The organism is Nocardia sp. NPDC005978 (assembly GCF_040614455.1).
Classification (GTDB): domain Bacteria; phylum Actinomycetota; class Actinomycetes; order Mycobacteriales; family Mycobacteriaceae; genus Nocardia.
The window spans coordinates 59,499-75,380 of record NZ_JBEXUS010000006.1 but is presented as its reverse complement, the minus strand read 5'-3'; the positions used below and the strand labels follow the sequence as shown (position 1 = coordinate 75,380).

The window sequence follows — 15,882 nt, the reverse complement described above, 5'->3', positions numbered from 1 at the left end:
TTGTGACCGGCTGGCCCGTATTCCAATCCCTGCAGGGTTACCAGACCCGTTGGCTGCGGCCCGATCTCATCGCGGGCCTGACGGTGTGGGCGGTCATGGTCCCCGAGGCGCTGGCCTACGCCTCGATCGCCGGGGTCCCGCCGGTGATCGGCCTGTACGCGGCCCTGCCGGCCCTGGTGCTGTACGCACTCGCGGGCAGCTCCCGGCATCTGATCGTCGGGCCGATGTCGGCGACCGCGGCCCTGTCCGCGGCGATCATCACCCCGCTCGCTGCCGGGGAAACCGACCGCTACATCGCCCTGACCACCGCGCTGGCCATCGCGACCGGGCTGGTCGGATTGCTGGCCGGGCTCATTCGCCTGGGCTTCGTGGCATCGTTCATCTCCGAACCGGTCCTCAAGGGATTCATCGTCGGCCTGGCGCTCACCATCATCATCGGGCAGGTCCCGAAACTGCTGGGCATCCACAAGCACGAAGGCAATTTCTTCCGGCAGGCGTGGGGAGTGCTGACCCACCTGGGCGAAACCAATTGGCGCGCAGCCCTCGTCGGACTGCTCTCCTTAACGGTGGTGCTGGGCCTGCGACGCTGGCTGCCGCTGGTGCCGGGCTCACTGCTGGCGGTGCTGCTGGGCATCCTCGCGGTCCGGGTGCTGCACCTGGACGAGCACGGCGTGGCCATCGTGGGGCACATCGACTCGGGTCTGCCCAGTGTGGGTTTGCCCGGCGGCCTCGAGCTGCACGACTACCTCGATCTGCTCGGCCCCGCGGTCGGCGTGGTGCTGATCGGTTTCGCCGAAGGTCTCGGCGCGGCGAAAACGTATGCGGCCAAGGCGGGTTACACCGTGGACGCGAACAGGGAGCTCTTCGGGCTCGGCGCGGCCAATCTCGGCGCCGGACTCGCCTCGGGCATGGTGGTCAACGGCAGCCTGTCCAAGACCGCCGTCAACGGCTCCGCGGGCGCCAAGACCCAGCTCAGCGGCCTGACCGTCGCCGTGCTCACCGTGGTCACCCTGCTCTTTCTCACCGGTTTGTTCGAGAAGCTGCCCGAGGCGACCCTGGCCGGTGTCGTGATCGCGGCCGTGATCGAACTGGTCGACATCGCGGCGCTGCGCGGGCTGTACCGGGTGTGGACCGAACGCCTGGGCAGCATCTACGGCCGCGCGGCGCGCGCGGACTTCCTCGGCGCCATCGGCGCCATGGCGGGCGTGCTGCTGTTCGACACGCTGCCCGGCCTGCTGATCGGGATCGGCATCTCCATGCTGCTGCTGGTCTATCGCGCCTCCCAGCCCCACGTGGCGCAGCTGGCCCAGCAGGGCACGCTGTGGCTCGATGTCGAACGCCACCCGGACCTGCCGCTGCGCGCTGACGTGCTGGTCGTGCGGGTGGAATCGGGCCTGTTCTTCGCCAACGCCGACTACGTGCGCGAGCGCATCGAGCACCTGTGCACCGACCGCACCCGCCTGGTGGTGCTGGACGCGGAAACCTCGCCGTCGGTCGACGTCACCGCCGCCGCGATGCTGAACGCGCTGCGGGACAGTCTCGCTCACCGCCGCATCGACTTCCGTATCGCGCGTTCGATCGGGCAGTTCAGCGACGAGCTGACCTCGGCCCGCACCAGCACGGACGGCGTCCCCGTCTATCCGACGATCAGCGCCGCGACCGCCGATCTGCCCGCCCCGATCACCGAATCCGAACCGCGAAAGGCAGATCCGCGTGGGTGAGCTGCTGCTGCAACTGCTGCCCGAACTGATCGGGCTGCTGATCACCCCGGGCGCGGTGATCGGCTGCATCCTGCTCCTGCACTCGCGCAGGCCGATTCCCAACGCCGCCGCGTTCGGCGCGGCCTTCGTCCTGGTCTACGCCATGATCGCGATCTCGGCGCTGCTGGGCGGCGCGTCCGATCCCGGCGCGACGCCCGAGGAGGTGTCGCACGGCGCCGGGCTGGTGGTCGGTCTGCTGTTCCTGGCGGTCGGCTGCTGGACCGCCACGCGCAAGCCACCGCCGGTCGGGTCCCGACCCCGCCTGCTCGCGGAACTCGAATCCGCCGGGCCGCGCAAGGCTTTCGTCATCGGCATCGCGCTCGCGGTGATCAATCCGAACCTGTTCATCATGATGGCGGCCATGAGCTCGATCTCGAGCTCGGGATCCGGCGCCGGGGCGGCGCTCGTCGCGACCCTGGCCCTGCTGGTGGCCGCCTCGCTGGACTTCCTCATCCCGATGGGTGTGTTCGTCATCCTCGGTGAACGCGCCCGCACCGCCCTCGATCGCGCCGAAACGTGGATGCTGGCCCACAGTCGGGCGTTGTCACTGGGGGTGCTGTTCGGGTTCGGTGCGTTGTTCACCGTGCGCGGGGTGATCGATCTGCTCTGACCGCACGGTGATCGGGACCTGTGCCTCGAGTTCCGGCGGTGAACTGCCGATCAGCGCGCTCACCCAGCGGGTGGTGGGGTCGATGTCGAGCAGCAGCGCGCGCACGAGCAGGGTCAGCGGAATGGCCAGCAGCGCCCCGAGCGCCCCCAGCACCCACGTCCAGAAGATCAGCGACAGGAAGGTGACCGTGACGCTCAACCCGACCGCGTCCCCGACGAACTTGGGCTGAATCACCGACTGGATCACGAAATTGATCACGCAGTACACCACGATCACCCACAGCATCAGCCGCGGGCCGCCCTCGAGCAGCGCCATCAGCGCGGGCGGAATCACCCCGACCACGAATCCGATGTTCGGGATGAAGTTCGTGATGAACGACAGCACCGCCCACAGCAGCGGCAGCGGCACACCCATCCACCACAGCGCCGCGCCGTCCAGTACCGCGACGATGAGCCCGAAAACCGTTGACACCAGCAGATACTGGCGAGTGCCCGAGGCGAACGTGCGCAGGGCGTACGCGATATCGGGGCGCACCCGCTCGACGGCGGTGACCCGGCTGCGGAACGACATGCCGTCGAACGACATGAACAACAGCAGCGCCAGCACGAACACCAGGTTCGAGAGCACCCCGGCCATCGAGCGCAGCGCCGATTCGAGCAGGGCGATCAACTGCCCGAAGTCGAGTCCGCTGAGCAGGTCCTGAATCTGGTCCTTGCCCACGCCCCACCCGGACAGCAGTGAGCGGACGCCGTCGAGCAGGTCGTCGAAACGCCCCGAGTAGTCCGGTAATTGGGTCGCCAGCTGGGCCGCGGACACGACCAGCACCGCCAGCAATCCGAGCACGATCGCGTACGAGGCCAGCAGGGCCAGCACCATACCGAGCCACGCGGGCAGCCCGCGCCTGCGCGCCCAGTTCTGGATCGGCTGCACGGTGATGGCCAGCATCAGCGCCAGGAACACCGGCCCGACGATCGAGGCGAACACCTTGATGCCGGCCACCGCGATCACCGCGCTGGCCGCCGCCAGCAGCACGATCAGGCCCCGGGGAATCGACCAGGGCGCTCGGACGCCGGGAAGCTGTGCGTCGTCGGGGTTCGACACCGTCGTCCACCTCCCGCTCGTCGACCGCGCGATGCTGTGCCCGATTACCGACGCCGCGAACACCGTGCGAGTCGAGGTCGTGCAGACAAGAAGCCAGACATTAGCCAATCACGCAAAAATGCCCTTCACCTGTTCCGGGTGAAGCTTCGGACACACTCTGCCTTAATGTCCGAAATGGGCAGGTCATTCCGATAGCGTCGCCCGGGTGGAACACGTGTCGCCCAGACCATGCCCGCGGGAGAATTAATGACGAAACCTGGTACTACGGGCTCGTCGGCGCATCGTGGAACAGCCACCGGCGGTCGCGACGGCATTCCGTCCTTCGCCTTCACCCCGCTCGCGCGGACCGCGCATCTGAAGGCCCTGAATCGGGACGCGCTCGACTCCGACGCGAACGTGCTGCTTATTTGCTCTCCGGTCGGGACGGGGAAGACCGTGCTGCTGTCGCAGTGGACGGCCCGCCAATCCGCCCGGAAATTCCCCGGTGGCGTCGCGTGGCTGACCCTGTCCGGCGCACCGCACGTCACCCCGAATCTGTGGCAGCGCCTGCGCACGATGTGGGACCTGCCCGGCCCCGCGCGCGGCCCGCTGACCACGCCGATGAGCGAAGCCGCGGACCTGGCCGACGCGCTGGCCGCCCGCGCGCAACCGGCGCTGCTGATCATCGACGACGCCCACCTGGCCACCGACCCGGTGACACTGGCCGGCCTGGAACACTTCCTGCTGCACGCGCCGGCCTGCGTGCGCACGATCGTGGCCGCCCGATTCGAGCCCCCGATCCGCTGGCACCTGCTCGACCTGAGCTCCCAACTACGCCGCTGGACCGGCGCGGACCTGGCCTTCTCGGCCGCGGAGACCGAGCAGATCTGCCGCCAGCACGGCTGCGAACTCGACGACTCGGGCATCGGCCTGCTCACCGACCTGACCCGCGGCTGGGCCGCGCTGGTCCGGATCGCCGCGATCTTCCTCGCCGCGCGCGAGGAAGAGCCCGCCACCGCCCTGGCCGCGCTCGCGGTCCCGCCGACCTCGATCTCGGACCTGCTCGCGGGCGAGCTCATCAGCACCCTCTCACCCGGCCTGCGGCTGTTCCTCACCTACACCAGCGTCCCGGCCGAATTCACCGGGCAACTCGCCGATGACCTGGTCGGCGGGGGAGCGGCACAGTGGATGCACGAGCTCACCCGCCAGAACTATCCGATCACCAGCGTCACGCGCGGCGGCACGACCTGGTTCGCGTATCACCCGCTGCTGCGCGCCTACTTCCAAGCCGAACTCAACCGGTTGGGACCCGGGGTCGCGGAGGAACTGCATCTGCGCACCGCCCTGTACCTGCGCGCGGCCGGTGAACCCGCGCTCGCGCTGGCGCATCTGCTGAAGGTGCCGCACCGCGCACCGCTGCTGGACTTTCTGCGCGAGCAGGCGCTGGCCATGATTCTCGACGGGCAGGGGGAGTCGCTGTTCGACGGACTGGCCGGGCTGGACGCGCGATTGCTCGCCGACCCGTTCGTGCGGTTGCTGCACGTGGTCGACGCACTGGCCCGCACCGATATCGCCGCCGCCCGCGCCTACCGTGAAGCGCTGGAACATCGTGGAGCACAAGCCGATTCACTGGTCGATCAGGACACCATCACCGCGCTGCGCGACGCGGTCGACATCGAACTGGCCCTGGCGACCGGCACCCTCGCCGACCTCGGCGGCGGTGAAATCCGCGCCGCGACAGGACAACCCGACGTGGACTGCTACCTCGCCGTCGAATCGGCGACCGCGCGGTTCGCGCACGGCGATCTCCCCGAAGCAGAACAGCGCCTGCGCGCCGCGATAGCGGTCGCGGACGTGCGCGCCCACCCGCGCCTGCGCCTGCGGGCATCGACCCGCCTGGCCATGGCCGCGGGACTGGCCGGATCGCTGACCCTCATGCGCCAACGGGCCGACAGCGCAGTGCACTTCGCGCGCGAACACGACCTGGGTCATACCGCCGAGGCGGCGAACGCGGCGGCGCTGGCCGCGTTGGGCGGCTACCTGCAGGGCGCGATCCGCGAATCCGATGGTCCCACTCCGGCTCTCGCCGAGCAGCAGCTGCTCGACGGCTCCACCGGACCCGCCGGCGGCTGGCCGACCTATCTGGTCGCGACCCTCGCCGCCTCGGACAACACCGATGACCACAGCCGCGACGCCGAACTGCTGCGGCACGGGTTCTCGCGGCTGCTCGACACCCACCCGACCATGATGAGCGGGGGCCTGATCCCCTTCATCGTGTGGCGGCTGCTGGCGGTGCGCGAAACCTACGAGGCGCAATTGCTGGTCGATCAAGCCCGTGCCGTCCTGGGCGAATCACCCGACATCGCGGTCTCCCAGGCGGCGCTGGAATCGGCGGCACACAGATCCAGGGTGGTCCTGGACCTGGTCCAGCCGCTGCTGGCCGATCCGGCCACGCATACCGTCCTCGCGGTCACCGCCTGGCTGCTGCACGCCCGCGCGCACGACGAACTCGGCGGCAAGGTCCAGGCCCGGCAGAGTCTGGCGAACGCGCTGCGCACCGGCGCACCCGAACAGATCGTGCGACCGTTCCTGGACGTCCCCGGCGCGCTGACGCTGCTGGACGCCTTCGCCGAGAGCTTCGGCCAGCACAACGCCTTCGCCTCGACGATCCGCCGGCATCCCCTGGTGAACAGGCTCTCCCGGCACCCCACCCTCACCGACACCGAACTCAAGGTGCTGCGCCAGCTGCCCTCCGCGCGCACGACCCAGCAGATCGCCGAGGATCTCGGTGTCTCGATCAACACCGTCAAAACCCATCTGCGCGGGATCTACGCCAAACTCGGCACCAATTCCCGCATGCAGGTCATGGTCGTGGCCCGTCGCAGCGGACTGCTCTGACCCAGCCGCCGAATTCACCCGCGCCGGATGAAGGCGCACCCGCACCCGGCGCGCACACTGCAGAACGCTGAACTGCGCAAACCCAGGAATCGGGCCGGAAAGGCAGGTCATCGGTGATGTCGACGAGATACCAGTTCGTTGTCGACGGTGAGCTGTCCGATCGTGCCCTGGCCGCGTTCCCCGATCTGTCCTCGACCCCGCCTCAGCACGGCACGACGGTGTTGTTCGGCGCTGTTCCGGACCCCACCGCGATGCGCGGGGTCCTGGCCCGCCTGGACAACCTCGGCCTCACGCTGCTCGAAATGCGGCAACTACCCGACTAGTGATGTTCCGACCAAGGAGTGCACGACATGTTCGCAGGAAGAACACGCGCGGCTGCGGTCGCCGCGCTGACGGTCCCGCTCATCACCCTCGCGGCCCCCGCGGCGTTCGCCGACCAGCCCACCACCGAACAGGCCACGGTCTCGGACGCGGTCCAGCCCCTGCGCCACAACGCGGACGCTCCCTACATCTGGATCAACATCTGCGTCCACATTCCCACCCCCGGCTCGGCAACGCTCGATTGGTGCTGGCCGTAACCGTCACCGCCACAACTGATCCGGCGAAGCAACGGCCCGGCCCTCGAATGAGCTCGGACCGCATCCGAGCTGGGAATGGGGTAACACATGAGAAATTCCACCTGCGTCGCCGCCGTCGCCGCACTCGCGCTGGGATCGCTCCTGTCCACCGCCGTCGGCCACGCCGACCCCACCGACCCGTCGCCGCATTGCGCGGTCCCGGACCGGGTGGCGGGCAAGTTCCTGGTTCTGCGCGGCACCACTCGTTCGGTCCCCGCGGCCCCCTCGGGCGATTCGACGGTCGTGGTCCGCTTCCACACCGCCGACACCCTGCGCTACCTGGTGGTCGGCACCGGTGGCTGGCACGAGGGCGCCTATCGGTATTCGGTCCCGGAACCCGGCAGGGCGGTCATCGACAGCACACAGACCGATACCCGGGAGCCGGTGACCTACGCGTTGACGCTGCGATGCCATGACGACGTGTCCGGTGACTTCACCTATGCGGCAGGCGGATCGACCAAGCAGGCGCCGGACAACGTCGCCGTCTACCGTTTCCAGGACGAGGCCCCCTGAATCGCTGTCCGGAAGTGTGAACGGCCCGCGAGCGACTCGAGCCGGGCCGATTCCTGAGTACGCGAAACCGGATCCGGTGTGGCTGAGGACCGGCGGTGCGCCCGTATCGGCGACGAGCTCGAGTAGGCAAATACCCTTGACAACATACGGTTTCATTGCGGCGAACGATTTCCATCGTTCAGCAGATGGTCGTAGAAGACCTCTGTCGTCCCAGCCGGAGACAAGACAGCCGAGAGTGGTGTGGAGATAGGAATCGGCGACGGCGACAGCTAAATGAGCACAGGTCTTGCGCTCGTCTACCAATCAACATGTGCGGCAATGTAGTTCCCATCTCTGGGAATATCGAACTCCGGCCTTCTCTGTAGATCGGTGAGAATTCCCGTATGAGGACCTGGTCTTTGATGTCCGGACATCTCCCCTCCATGTGCGGGGTCGACGGATGAGCAATGTATGCGAAAAGCTCATGGGCAGTAGATGTACGTTTTGGCCGTACTCCGATCACTCGGTTCGTGTCCGCGAGATATGCGCGGCGCCAGGAGGTGTCGATTCCCCCGGCCGTCCTCGGCGGTGCGCCACCTCTGTGCGCTGCTAGCCATGCCGCGTCCCAAGAGAACCTCCTTGGACCTCGCGGGAGTAGCTGCCGAGGTGTGGGCTGCTGATCAAGACATCGGTTTCGGTCCGCGACTGCTGGCCCAAGCGTCCTTGCCCTACCGGGATCCGGGCCCGGACAAGAAAGTCTGGGGCCGACGCAACGGCGACTTACTGTTGACGATCACCCCCGGCATGACCATCGATGAGGAAGGCTCACAGATATCGATCGGATTCCCCTACGGAACGATGCCGCGGCTGATAATGACGCTGCTCGCGACCGAGGCGGTCCGTACACAGTCTCCGGAGATCGAGTTCGGATCGCTGTCCCAATTCATGGAGGCGATGGGTCTAGATTCGACCGGCGGGAAGAACGGCTCACTGACTCGAATGCGTAATCAGGGTCATCGGCTGTTCAAGGCAAGCATCAACGTGGAATACCAGGGAGCTCCCAATCGTCGAGTGGGCGCGAATCTGTCTGTCGCGTCGGCGTACAACCTATGGTGTGGCTCCGAGCCACAGGGCGAGCAGGAGTCGCTTTTCACCTCGATGGTGCGGCTGTCCCCTGAGTTCTTCAAGGAGGTTACCGAGCATCCGGTGCCCATCGATCTCAACGCCATCAAGGCGCTCGGCGGTTCGGCCCTCCGGCTCGACGCGTACGCCTGGTTGACGTACCGCATGTTCACGGTGTCTCGGCCGACACGCATCCCATGGAACGCTCTGATGATTCAGTTCGGATCAAATGCTGACCCGACCGCCAGGCGTCGGCGCCACCAATTTCGGAGGAATTTCACAGATGCCCTCAAGGAAGTTGTCGCCGTGTACCCACAGGCGAAGGTCGAGGTGACCGACTTCGGGGTCGAGCTCCGCCCGAGTCTGACCCATGTTCCGCTGTCGCCGGGGTTGCGGGCGCTGGCGCGGACCTAGATACACTCCAGCGTGTGAGTGCGTTCTCGTACAATGGCGGTCGCTCGATCTTGATTCTGACAAACCCGGCATGTGGCGCACCAGGTCGTCAGGGATCGACGTCGCTGATCGAGCGTGCCTCGAAGATGCGCATCGCGTTCGCGGTCAGTGGGCCGACAGGCAGTTGCCTTCCATCCAGGAGTGTGACGGCTTGGACGTCACGCACCGTGGAAGTGAGAAAAACCTCGTCGGCAACGGCCAGCGCGCTGAAGGGGAGGTCGAGTTCGACAGCGCCGACCCACTCCAGGACCAACGCTCGGGTTATGCCGGCCAGACAGCCGGAACTCAGGGGCGGTGTGAACAATTGACCGTTCATGGCAAGAAATACGTTCGCGCCGGTGCCCTCACACAGGCGACCCATCGTATTCGCCATCAGCGCCTCTGTGGCACCAAAGGATGTTGCGGTAGCCAGCGCCACTACGTTCTCGCCATAGGACGTAGACTTCAGACCTGCGGTGGCGCTGCGTTCATTGCGTGTCCATTCGACCGTGACAGCGGTAGTAGTCCTCGACCGCACCGGATTCGGATCGACAGCGATGACGACGGTCGGACCCTGTGTGCCGCGCTCGGATCCCAGGGGTGCGGGGCCGCCGGTCACTGTGATTCGGAGCCTGCCATTGTCGATAGGGTCGTTCGCTGACAGCACCGCTCTGCAACCGTCCCGGAGATTCCCCGGCTCCACCGCGGGCAATCCCATGCCCTTCGCCGAGCGGGCCAGACGATCCAGATGCCGGGTGAGCGCAAATGGAACCCCGTCGAGTGTCTTGATCGTCTCGAAGACTCCATCTCCCGCGGTCAGACCATGATCGAGCGCCGAAACCACCGAGTTCGAGCCGGTTGTCAGCGCACCGTTCACCCATACCGCCATCCGACTTCGGTCACCACCGCCGTATTTGTCCACGCGCCTACCTGACATGTCGAGACGATTTGCGGCGCAAAGAGTACCGGCAAACACCTGCCGAATCTCGGCCCCTCCCCACCACGAGGAACTGGCTCGAAGGTGCCACCTGCGAATACCTATGGGGTGCTGTAAATGTCGGCGTCTCGGACGCGGTCTGCGGTCTGCGCAGTCACCTTCCCTGACGTGAGAGCAGGGCCGTTCGCGCCAGTGAGAAGTGCGAAACAATCAGAGCAGCAGCCGTAAAGCGTTGTCACGCAACTCCTCCGACGCCACCTTCGGCTGGAGGACTGCCGTCGGAGGGTGGACATTGGCCTTGGATGATCACGATGCGCTCGATCCTCACAGTGCAGTCTCCGGCTACTGGCGACGAATGCTCTCAGCCCTGCCGGATCAGCTGAACCTCCCTTTCGATCGTCCTCGTCCGGTCGACCCGAGCCATCGAATCGATTGGGTGGCAATCAGCGTCCCCGCTGACACGCACCGTCTGATGAGTTCATGGGCATTGGCTGGAGAGGTAAGCCTGTTCACGTTCGTCCGGACAGCGCTGGCAGCGCTGCTCGCGCGCTTGTCCGACAGTGTCGACATACCGATGGGGGCACGAGCATGCGGCTCAGGGCAGCAAGCAATGAGCTTGTACCGCACGGATGTCGCTGCAGCGGAGCCGTTCTCCGCGCTACTCGTGCGCGAAGGCCGTCACGAAATGGATGTGCTCACACATGCCGGAGCTTCGTTCGAATGGCTTGTCGATCTTCACGGGGCCAGCGGGCCTCACGACCGGCATCCGCTTTTTCAAATCGGTCTGACATTCGGGCCCGCTGTCGCCGCGAGCACCTCGGATCAGATGTATCCGCCGTTGGATCTGCACTTCATCTTCGAGCAAGGACCGGACAGCGGGTCGAGGACCCCGATTCCGCTGCACGGTCGCCTCGAGTACTCCGTCGATTTGTTCGATACCGTGACCGCCGACACGATTGCCCGGCGCGTGGTGCATCTGCTCGCCGTCATCGTAGCCGACCCCGAGACGCCGGTGGGAGAGTTGGACGTTCTACTTCCTGCCGAACACGACGAACTGATCGTTCGTCGAAACGCGACGGCTCGAGACTTCGAGGTCGATCCGACACTGGCCGAACTGCTGGACGCGGCGTGCGCCCTGGACCCCGGCGCGATAGCACTGATCGCCGACGCGGCGGGAGCAGGCCGCATCGAAATGTCCTATCGCGCACTCGGAGCGGCGGTGAACCGGCTCGCACGGTTCCTGATCGCACAAGGGATAGGGCCTGAAACGCTGTGCGCCGTCGCATTCGTTCGGTCGATCGACCTCGTCGTCGCACAGTACGCAATTGTCGTGGCGGGGGGAACCTACGTCCCCATCGATCCGGACGCGCCGCGCTCACACACGGAAGAGGTTCTATCCTGTGCGCAGCCCCGCTGCGTGCTGACCAACACAGAAACCGGATTCTACACCGATCGAGCTCCGACCATCCGCATCGATGATCTCTCGCTGAGTCATCTCGCCATCGGCAGTGTGGACGACACCGAGCGAATCACCACCCTGCGCCCATCCAACAGCGTGTACGCCGTATTCACCTCGGGTTCGACCGGCCGCCCAAAAGGAGTCCTTGTCAGCCACGCGGCTGTAGTGAACCATCTGCGTTGGAAGACAGCGGAATTCGGAATCGACGCGGACGACACCATTATCAGTAAAGCAGCGGCGACCTTCGATCTGTCCGTGTGGGAGTTCTGGGCGGTCACCATCAGCGGCGGTTGCCTGGTGTTGTGCGCGCCGCGTGGGCAACGCGATCCTCAGTACCTCGACGCGCTCATCGCCGACTATCGCGTCAGTTTGCTGCATGTCGTTCCCTCGCTACTCGACGCACTGTTGTCGGCCGGCTTCACACATGCTCCAGCCCGCGTTTTCACCGTCGGCGAGGCCTTGACCAGCAGTCTTGCGCAACGATTCTTGGAGCAATGTCCTGACAGCGAGTTCTTCAACGTGTACGGGCCGACCGAAACGACGGTGATCGTCACGCTGCATCGCGTGCGGGGCTCGGAACGGTCGGTTGTATCGATAGGTGCGCCGACTTGGAACTGCTACGTCTACGTGCTGGACAGTCGGATGCACCCCGCGCCGGTTGGAGTAACCGGTGAGTTGTACATCGCGGGGACACAACTCGCACGTGGCTACCTGCGACGGCCTGACCTGACTTGCGAACGGTTCGTGGCAAATCCGTTCAGCCCGGGCGCTCGCATGTATCGCACGGGCGACCTGGCAGCGTGGAATGCGGACGGTGAGCTCGATTTTCGCGGGCGCGCGGACTTCCAGGTCAAAATACGCGGATTTCGTGTCGAACCCGCGGAGGTCGAGGCTGCCCTCACCGCGCTCCCCGCGGTCACCGGCGCAGTGGTGATTGCAACCTCGAACACGCACGCACCCAGGCTGATCGCCTACGTCACCCTCGACCCGCTTGCAGGAGCGACGGGCCGCAGCGTCCGGACATCGCTCTCGGGGATCGTGCCGGCCTATATGGTGCCGGCTCGTTTCGTCATCCTGGAAGCGCTGCCACTCAACGCCAACGGCAAGATCGACAGAAGCGCGTTGCCCGATGCCGAACGCGCCACCGACCCTTAGGAATCGATCGATCGGCGCGGGCAATCCGTTCAGCTGTCCCAGCGCGCGGGACCCAAAATGTCAGGCCAGATGTGTTCCACGGCGGCCCTGCATTCCACCCTCGATCCTTCGTAGCCGGTGGAAGACCAGCCGACAGGCACAGTGTGGCCGGTGGGCCACAGTGCACACTGACCCGCCCCGTTGACTACGACCGAGTACATCGCGTCCGGTGTCTGTGCGCCCGTGGTCGATACCCGGCGGGCCCCCTCCACCTTGCCGTGCGCGGTGAGCCGTGAGGTCGATCGAAGAACATACGTCTGGGGACGCAGGTGGTCCGGGACCACCGCGGCCATGTGAGCACGCAAGGTCGATTCATCGACAGAACTGTTGGAGCCCAGCGTGATATGAGCAACCAGGTAGGTCCCACGCGTCGCGGTCTGCTCCGCGCTCACGCGCACGGCAACCACACCCGGATGGTCGAGTAGCGCTCGCTCGACCTCGACCGGTTCGACGCGCTTTCCGCGGATCTTGACCTGATCATCGATCCGTCCGATGAACTCGATCGAACCGTTCTCTCGCATGCGCACTCGGTCCCCGCTGCGATACAGGCGCTGTCCCGGCTCGTTTGCGAACGGGTTCGGCACGAACCGTTCAGCGGTCTCCGCGGGCGCTCCGAGGTACCCGACAGCCAGCGCTGCACCGGCAATGCACAATTCACCAGGAACTCCGGGGGCGACCGCCCGCAAGTCCGGTCCGAGCACGTAGGTCTGGACATGCCGGAGAGGAAACCCGATCACCGCGCCCGCACCGTCGGCGTGGCAACCCTGATGCGTCGCGATGAACGTCGTGGCCTCGGTAGGCCCGTACGCGGCCACCAGACGCGTCCCAGGTAGAAGTCGGCCGGCATCGGCGAGTAGGTTGGGAAACACCGCCTCACCGCCGAAGACCAGCTGTTGCAGGCCGCGTAGCGCGTTCGGCTGCTCGTCAAGGATGACCCGTAGCATCGCCGTGGTCACAAAAACCGACGTGACCCTGTGGTCGTTGATGATGTGCGCCAGGTCGCCGATGGAAAGTGGCCCATCGGGGGCCACCACGAGTCGACCGCCCGTGAGCAACGAGCCCCAGATCTCGAACGTCGAGGCGTCGAAGGTGATCGGCGAATGCAACAGCTGACACTGGCCGGGTCCGGATACTCCGTAGTTCTGGCCGGTAACGAGATTCGCGACCCCCCGCTGGGAAACCGCAACTGCTTTCGGGACACCGGTGGTGCCCGAAGTGAACATGACATAGGCGATCCGGTGCGATTCTGAAACGGTTGTGGCCGAGTCCCATTCGGCACCGACGGTGTTCTCGACGACGATCGTCTCGATGTCCGTGCTCGCGAACACCTGAGAATGTGCACGATCTGTCAGGACGACCGTTGCCGCGCTCGCGAGCAGTCGATCACGGTTCCATCTGACAGGTGACCCGGGATCCAATGGGACGTAAGCAGCGCCGGCAGCCACGACACCGATGATCGATACAACCAGGTCGACTCCGCGGGGGAGGCATACACCGACGCGCGTGTCGTCCTCGAACAACCATGGCCGCAACGACTTCGCTACACCCGCTGCGCGCTCTGCCAGGGCCGCGTAGGTGAGCCGTGCACCACACGATTCCACCGCCACGCAGTCGGGAGTCTGCGCAACCCAGCGCTCGAACAGCCGGATCAAGAATGGGCCACCGTCTGGCTCGTCGGATCCCATGATGTCCTCGCAGATCGATGCCGGTTGCCGCCGACGATCCCGCATCCGGTCGGCTCGGTCAATCCAATGTTGCTGCCACACATGGGAGTAAGTCGCACTGGCACGCCAGAAGCGAACCTGTTGGACTGGCGCATCCGAATCTCGGCGAGGAGCACACCATGAGCCAGCAGCACCAGACGGGCAGCGGCGCCCCGGACGTGAACTCAGACTTGGCCGAGACGATCGCGCACACCTGGGCGAGACTCCTGGGAGTAGCGAAGGTCAGCGTCGACGACAACTTCTTCGCACTCGGAGGAGACTCACTCACCGCTGCCCACGCCGCGATCGAACTGAGCAGAACGTCGGGTCTGCGGTTCACCGCCGAACTCATCATGGGCAACCCGACGATCAACGAACTCATGGTCCACCAACCGGTAAAACCGCACGCGGACAACATCATTCGTCGCAGTGGAGCCAGATTTCCACTCACTCTGCGTCAGCGGGGACTACGCGCACTGCCGGGCAACGAACGAATCTTGACCCGAATCCTGGTGTTGAGCGGCACGGTAGACCACTCTGCCTTACGCGCCGCGACAGCAGCACTGATGCGCCGTCATTCGATCCTGCGTGCGGTGGTGGAGGAGTCGAATGGTCGGTCGCCCGCGCATAGGGTGCGACATCGCTTCCCCGCACCGCTGTCCATCGTGACGATGGACGGATCCAACGCCGACGCCGCGGTCGAGCACTGGCAAACCGCGGCCTTCGACCCTGAACGCACTCCGCTGCTCATCACCCTCACACAGCTCGATCAGACGGCACATGTCCTTGTGCTGCAATCAGATCGGCTGGTCGCCGACGAAGTTTCGATGGACATTCTCGTTCGCGAACTCGGCGATTGCTACACGAATGCCGTACACGGCGTCCCCGCCGACCTGAGCTGCCTCGATGCCGCTTATCCCGTGCTGTCTCAGTCGGAAAGCTCCTCGCACGAAGACATATTCGCAGCACAGTCCTATTGGGCATACACAACCAGAGGGTTGTCCGAAACGCCCGCGGACGCGGTGCCGTCCTGTGCCCCGGTTCGCATCGCGGAGCCCACACTCATTCGACTGCGCGCCGCCGCCGAAGCCTCCGACCTCGAGGTGCACGATGTCCTGCACGCCTGCCTCGCGATCGCGCTGAACACATTCGACGGCACCGATCACGTGGTGGCAGTGTCTTCGCGTCTGTTCAGAGACAAAGAACGCACCACCGACCGCGATGTCGGTCCCTTCACGCCGCTCCGCGCAGCGGTGTTCGAATCCGCGCGAACAGCATCGTTACAGGATGCCCTGATTTACGCGAAAACCCAGGCAACTGAGCTTGCGCACCATCTACGGGTCCCTTTGGAGTACCTCCGCGGCGAACGCACAGTGCCAACAGCGCTGCTAGCCAATCACCTCGAGTTGCACGAACACGCGCCAACGCGCCTGGATTTGCCCGGGCTGCACACTCATGTGTCCGATGCCGAAACCGTTCCGCGCGTCTACGGGCGGCTCCATTGTGCGCAACTCGACGCCTCCGAGCTGATTGAGGTTCTGGATGCTGTTCTCATCGGACTCGAGGAAGAGTGCTGAT

12 protein-coding genes are annotated in these 15,882 nt (G+C 65.5%); 9 read left to right on the top strand and 3 right to left on the bottom strand.

What is annotated here, in order from left to right; translation table 11 throughout:
• Positions 1–2: 2 nt before the first annotated feature.
• Together ABZ319_RS04280 and ABZ319_RS04275 are read left to right on the top strand one after the other, a co-directional pair.
• Positions 3–1,721, top strand: a complete 1,719-nt coding sequence (locus ABZ319_RS04280) for a SulP family inorganic anion transporter (RefSeq protein WP_354984865.1) — start codon at positions 3–5, stop codon at positions 1,719–1,721.
• Entirely contained in the window at positions 1,714–2,370 is a 657-nt protein-coding gene (locus ABZ319_RS04275) for a GAP family protein (protein ID WP_354984864.1), read from the top strand. Before ABZ319_RS04280 ends, ABZ319_RS04275 begins: the two co-directional genes overlap by 8 nt.
• On the opposite strand, the gene ABZ319_RS04270 is transcribed toward ABZ319_RS04275, so the two are convergent.
• Positions 2,305–3,471: an AI-2E family transporter gene (locus ABZ319_RS04270; RefSeq protein WP_354984863.1), complete on the bottom strand. Its 1,167-nt coding sequence runs from the start codon at positions 3,469–3,471 to the stop codon at positions 2,305–2,307. The two genes, ABZ319_RS04275 and ABZ319_RS04270, sit on opposite strands and share 66 nt — an antisense overlap.
• Before the next feature lie 246 nt (positions 3,472–3,717).
• Between ABZ319_RS04270 and ABZ319_RS04265 the strand changes: the two genes are divergently transcribed.
• The 5 genes from ABZ319_RS04265 to ABZ319_RS04245 all read left to right on the top strand — a co-directional run bounded on the left by ABZ319_RS04265 (position 3,718) and on the right by ABZ319_RS04245 (position 8,993).
• Positions 3,718–6,348, top strand: coding sequence for a LuxR C-terminal-related transcriptional regulator (locus ABZ319_RS04265; RefSeq protein ID WP_354984862.1), 2,631 nt, complete (start codon positions 3,718–3,720; stop codon positions 6,346–6,348).
• A 116-nt stretch (positions 6,349–6,464) separates the two neighbouring features.
• Positions 6,465–6,671 (top strand): hypothetical protein, encoded by a 207-nt coding sequence (locus ABZ319_RS04260; RefSeq protein WP_354984927.1) that lies wholly within the window; start codon positions 6,465–6,467, stop codon positions 6,669–6,671.
• A gap of 27 nt (positions 6,672–6,698) precedes the next feature.
• Positions 6,699–6,926: a hypothetical protein gene (locus tag ABZ319_RS04255; RefSeq protein ID WP_354984861.1), complete on the top strand. Its 228-nt coding sequence runs from the start codon at positions 6,699–6,701 to the stop codon at positions 6,924–6,926.
• 87 nt (positions 6,927–7,013) lie between these two features.
• Positions 7,014–7,478 carry a hypothetical protein gene (locus tag ABZ319_RS04250; protein ID WP_354984860.1) on the top strand — a complete coding sequence of 155 codons (465 nt, stop codon included), beginning with the start codon at positions 7,014–7,016 and terminating at the stop codon, positions 7,476–7,478.
• Positions 7,479–8,072: 594 nt separating this feature from the next.
• On the top strand, positions 8,073–8,993 hold the full coding sequence (locus ABZ319_RS04245; protein WP_354984859.1) for a replication protein RepA: 921 nt from the start codon (positions 8,073–8,075) through the stop codon (positions 8,991–8,993).
• Between the two features lie 88 nt (positions 8,994–9,081).
• On the opposite strand, the gene ABZ319_RS04240 is transcribed toward ABZ319_RS04245, so the two are convergent.
• The gene (locus ABZ319_RS04240; protein WP_354984858.1) at positions 9,082–9,933 is read right to left on the bottom strand and encodes an aminodeoxychorismate lyase; all 852 of its coding nucleotides are present in this window, start codon (positions 9,931–9,933) and stop codon (positions 9,082–9,084) included.
• A 307-nt stretch (positions 9,934–10,240) separates the two neighbouring features.
• Between ABZ319_RS04240 and ABZ319_RS04235 the strand changes: the two genes are divergently transcribed.
• Positions 10,241–12,562: an amino acid adenylation domain-containing protein gene (locus tag ABZ319_RS04235; RefSeq protein ID WP_354984857.1), complete on the top strand. Its 2,322-nt coding sequence runs from the start codon at positions 10,241–10,243 to the stop codon at positions 12,560–12,562.
• Between the two features lie 29 nt (positions 12,563–12,591).
• Here the strand turns inward: ABZ319_RS04235 and ABZ319_RS04230 are convergent, their stop codons facing one another.
• On the bottom strand, positions 12,592–14,286 hold the full coding sequence (locus ABZ319_RS04230; RefSeq protein ID WP_354984856.1) for an amino acid adenylation domain-containing protein: 1,695 nt from the start codon (positions 14,284–14,286) through the stop codon (positions 12,592–12,594).
• A 158-nt stretch (positions 14,287–14,444) separates the two neighbouring features.
• On the opposite strand from ABZ319_RS04230, the gene ABZ319_RS04225 reads away from it, so the two are divergent.
• Positions 14,445–15,881: a condensation domain-containing protein gene (locus tag ABZ319_RS04225; protein WP_354984855.1), complete on the top strand. Its 1,437-nt coding sequence runs from the start codon at positions 14,445–14,447 to the stop codon at positions 15,879–15,881.
• The last annotated feature ends 1 nt before the right edge of the window (position 15,882 follow it).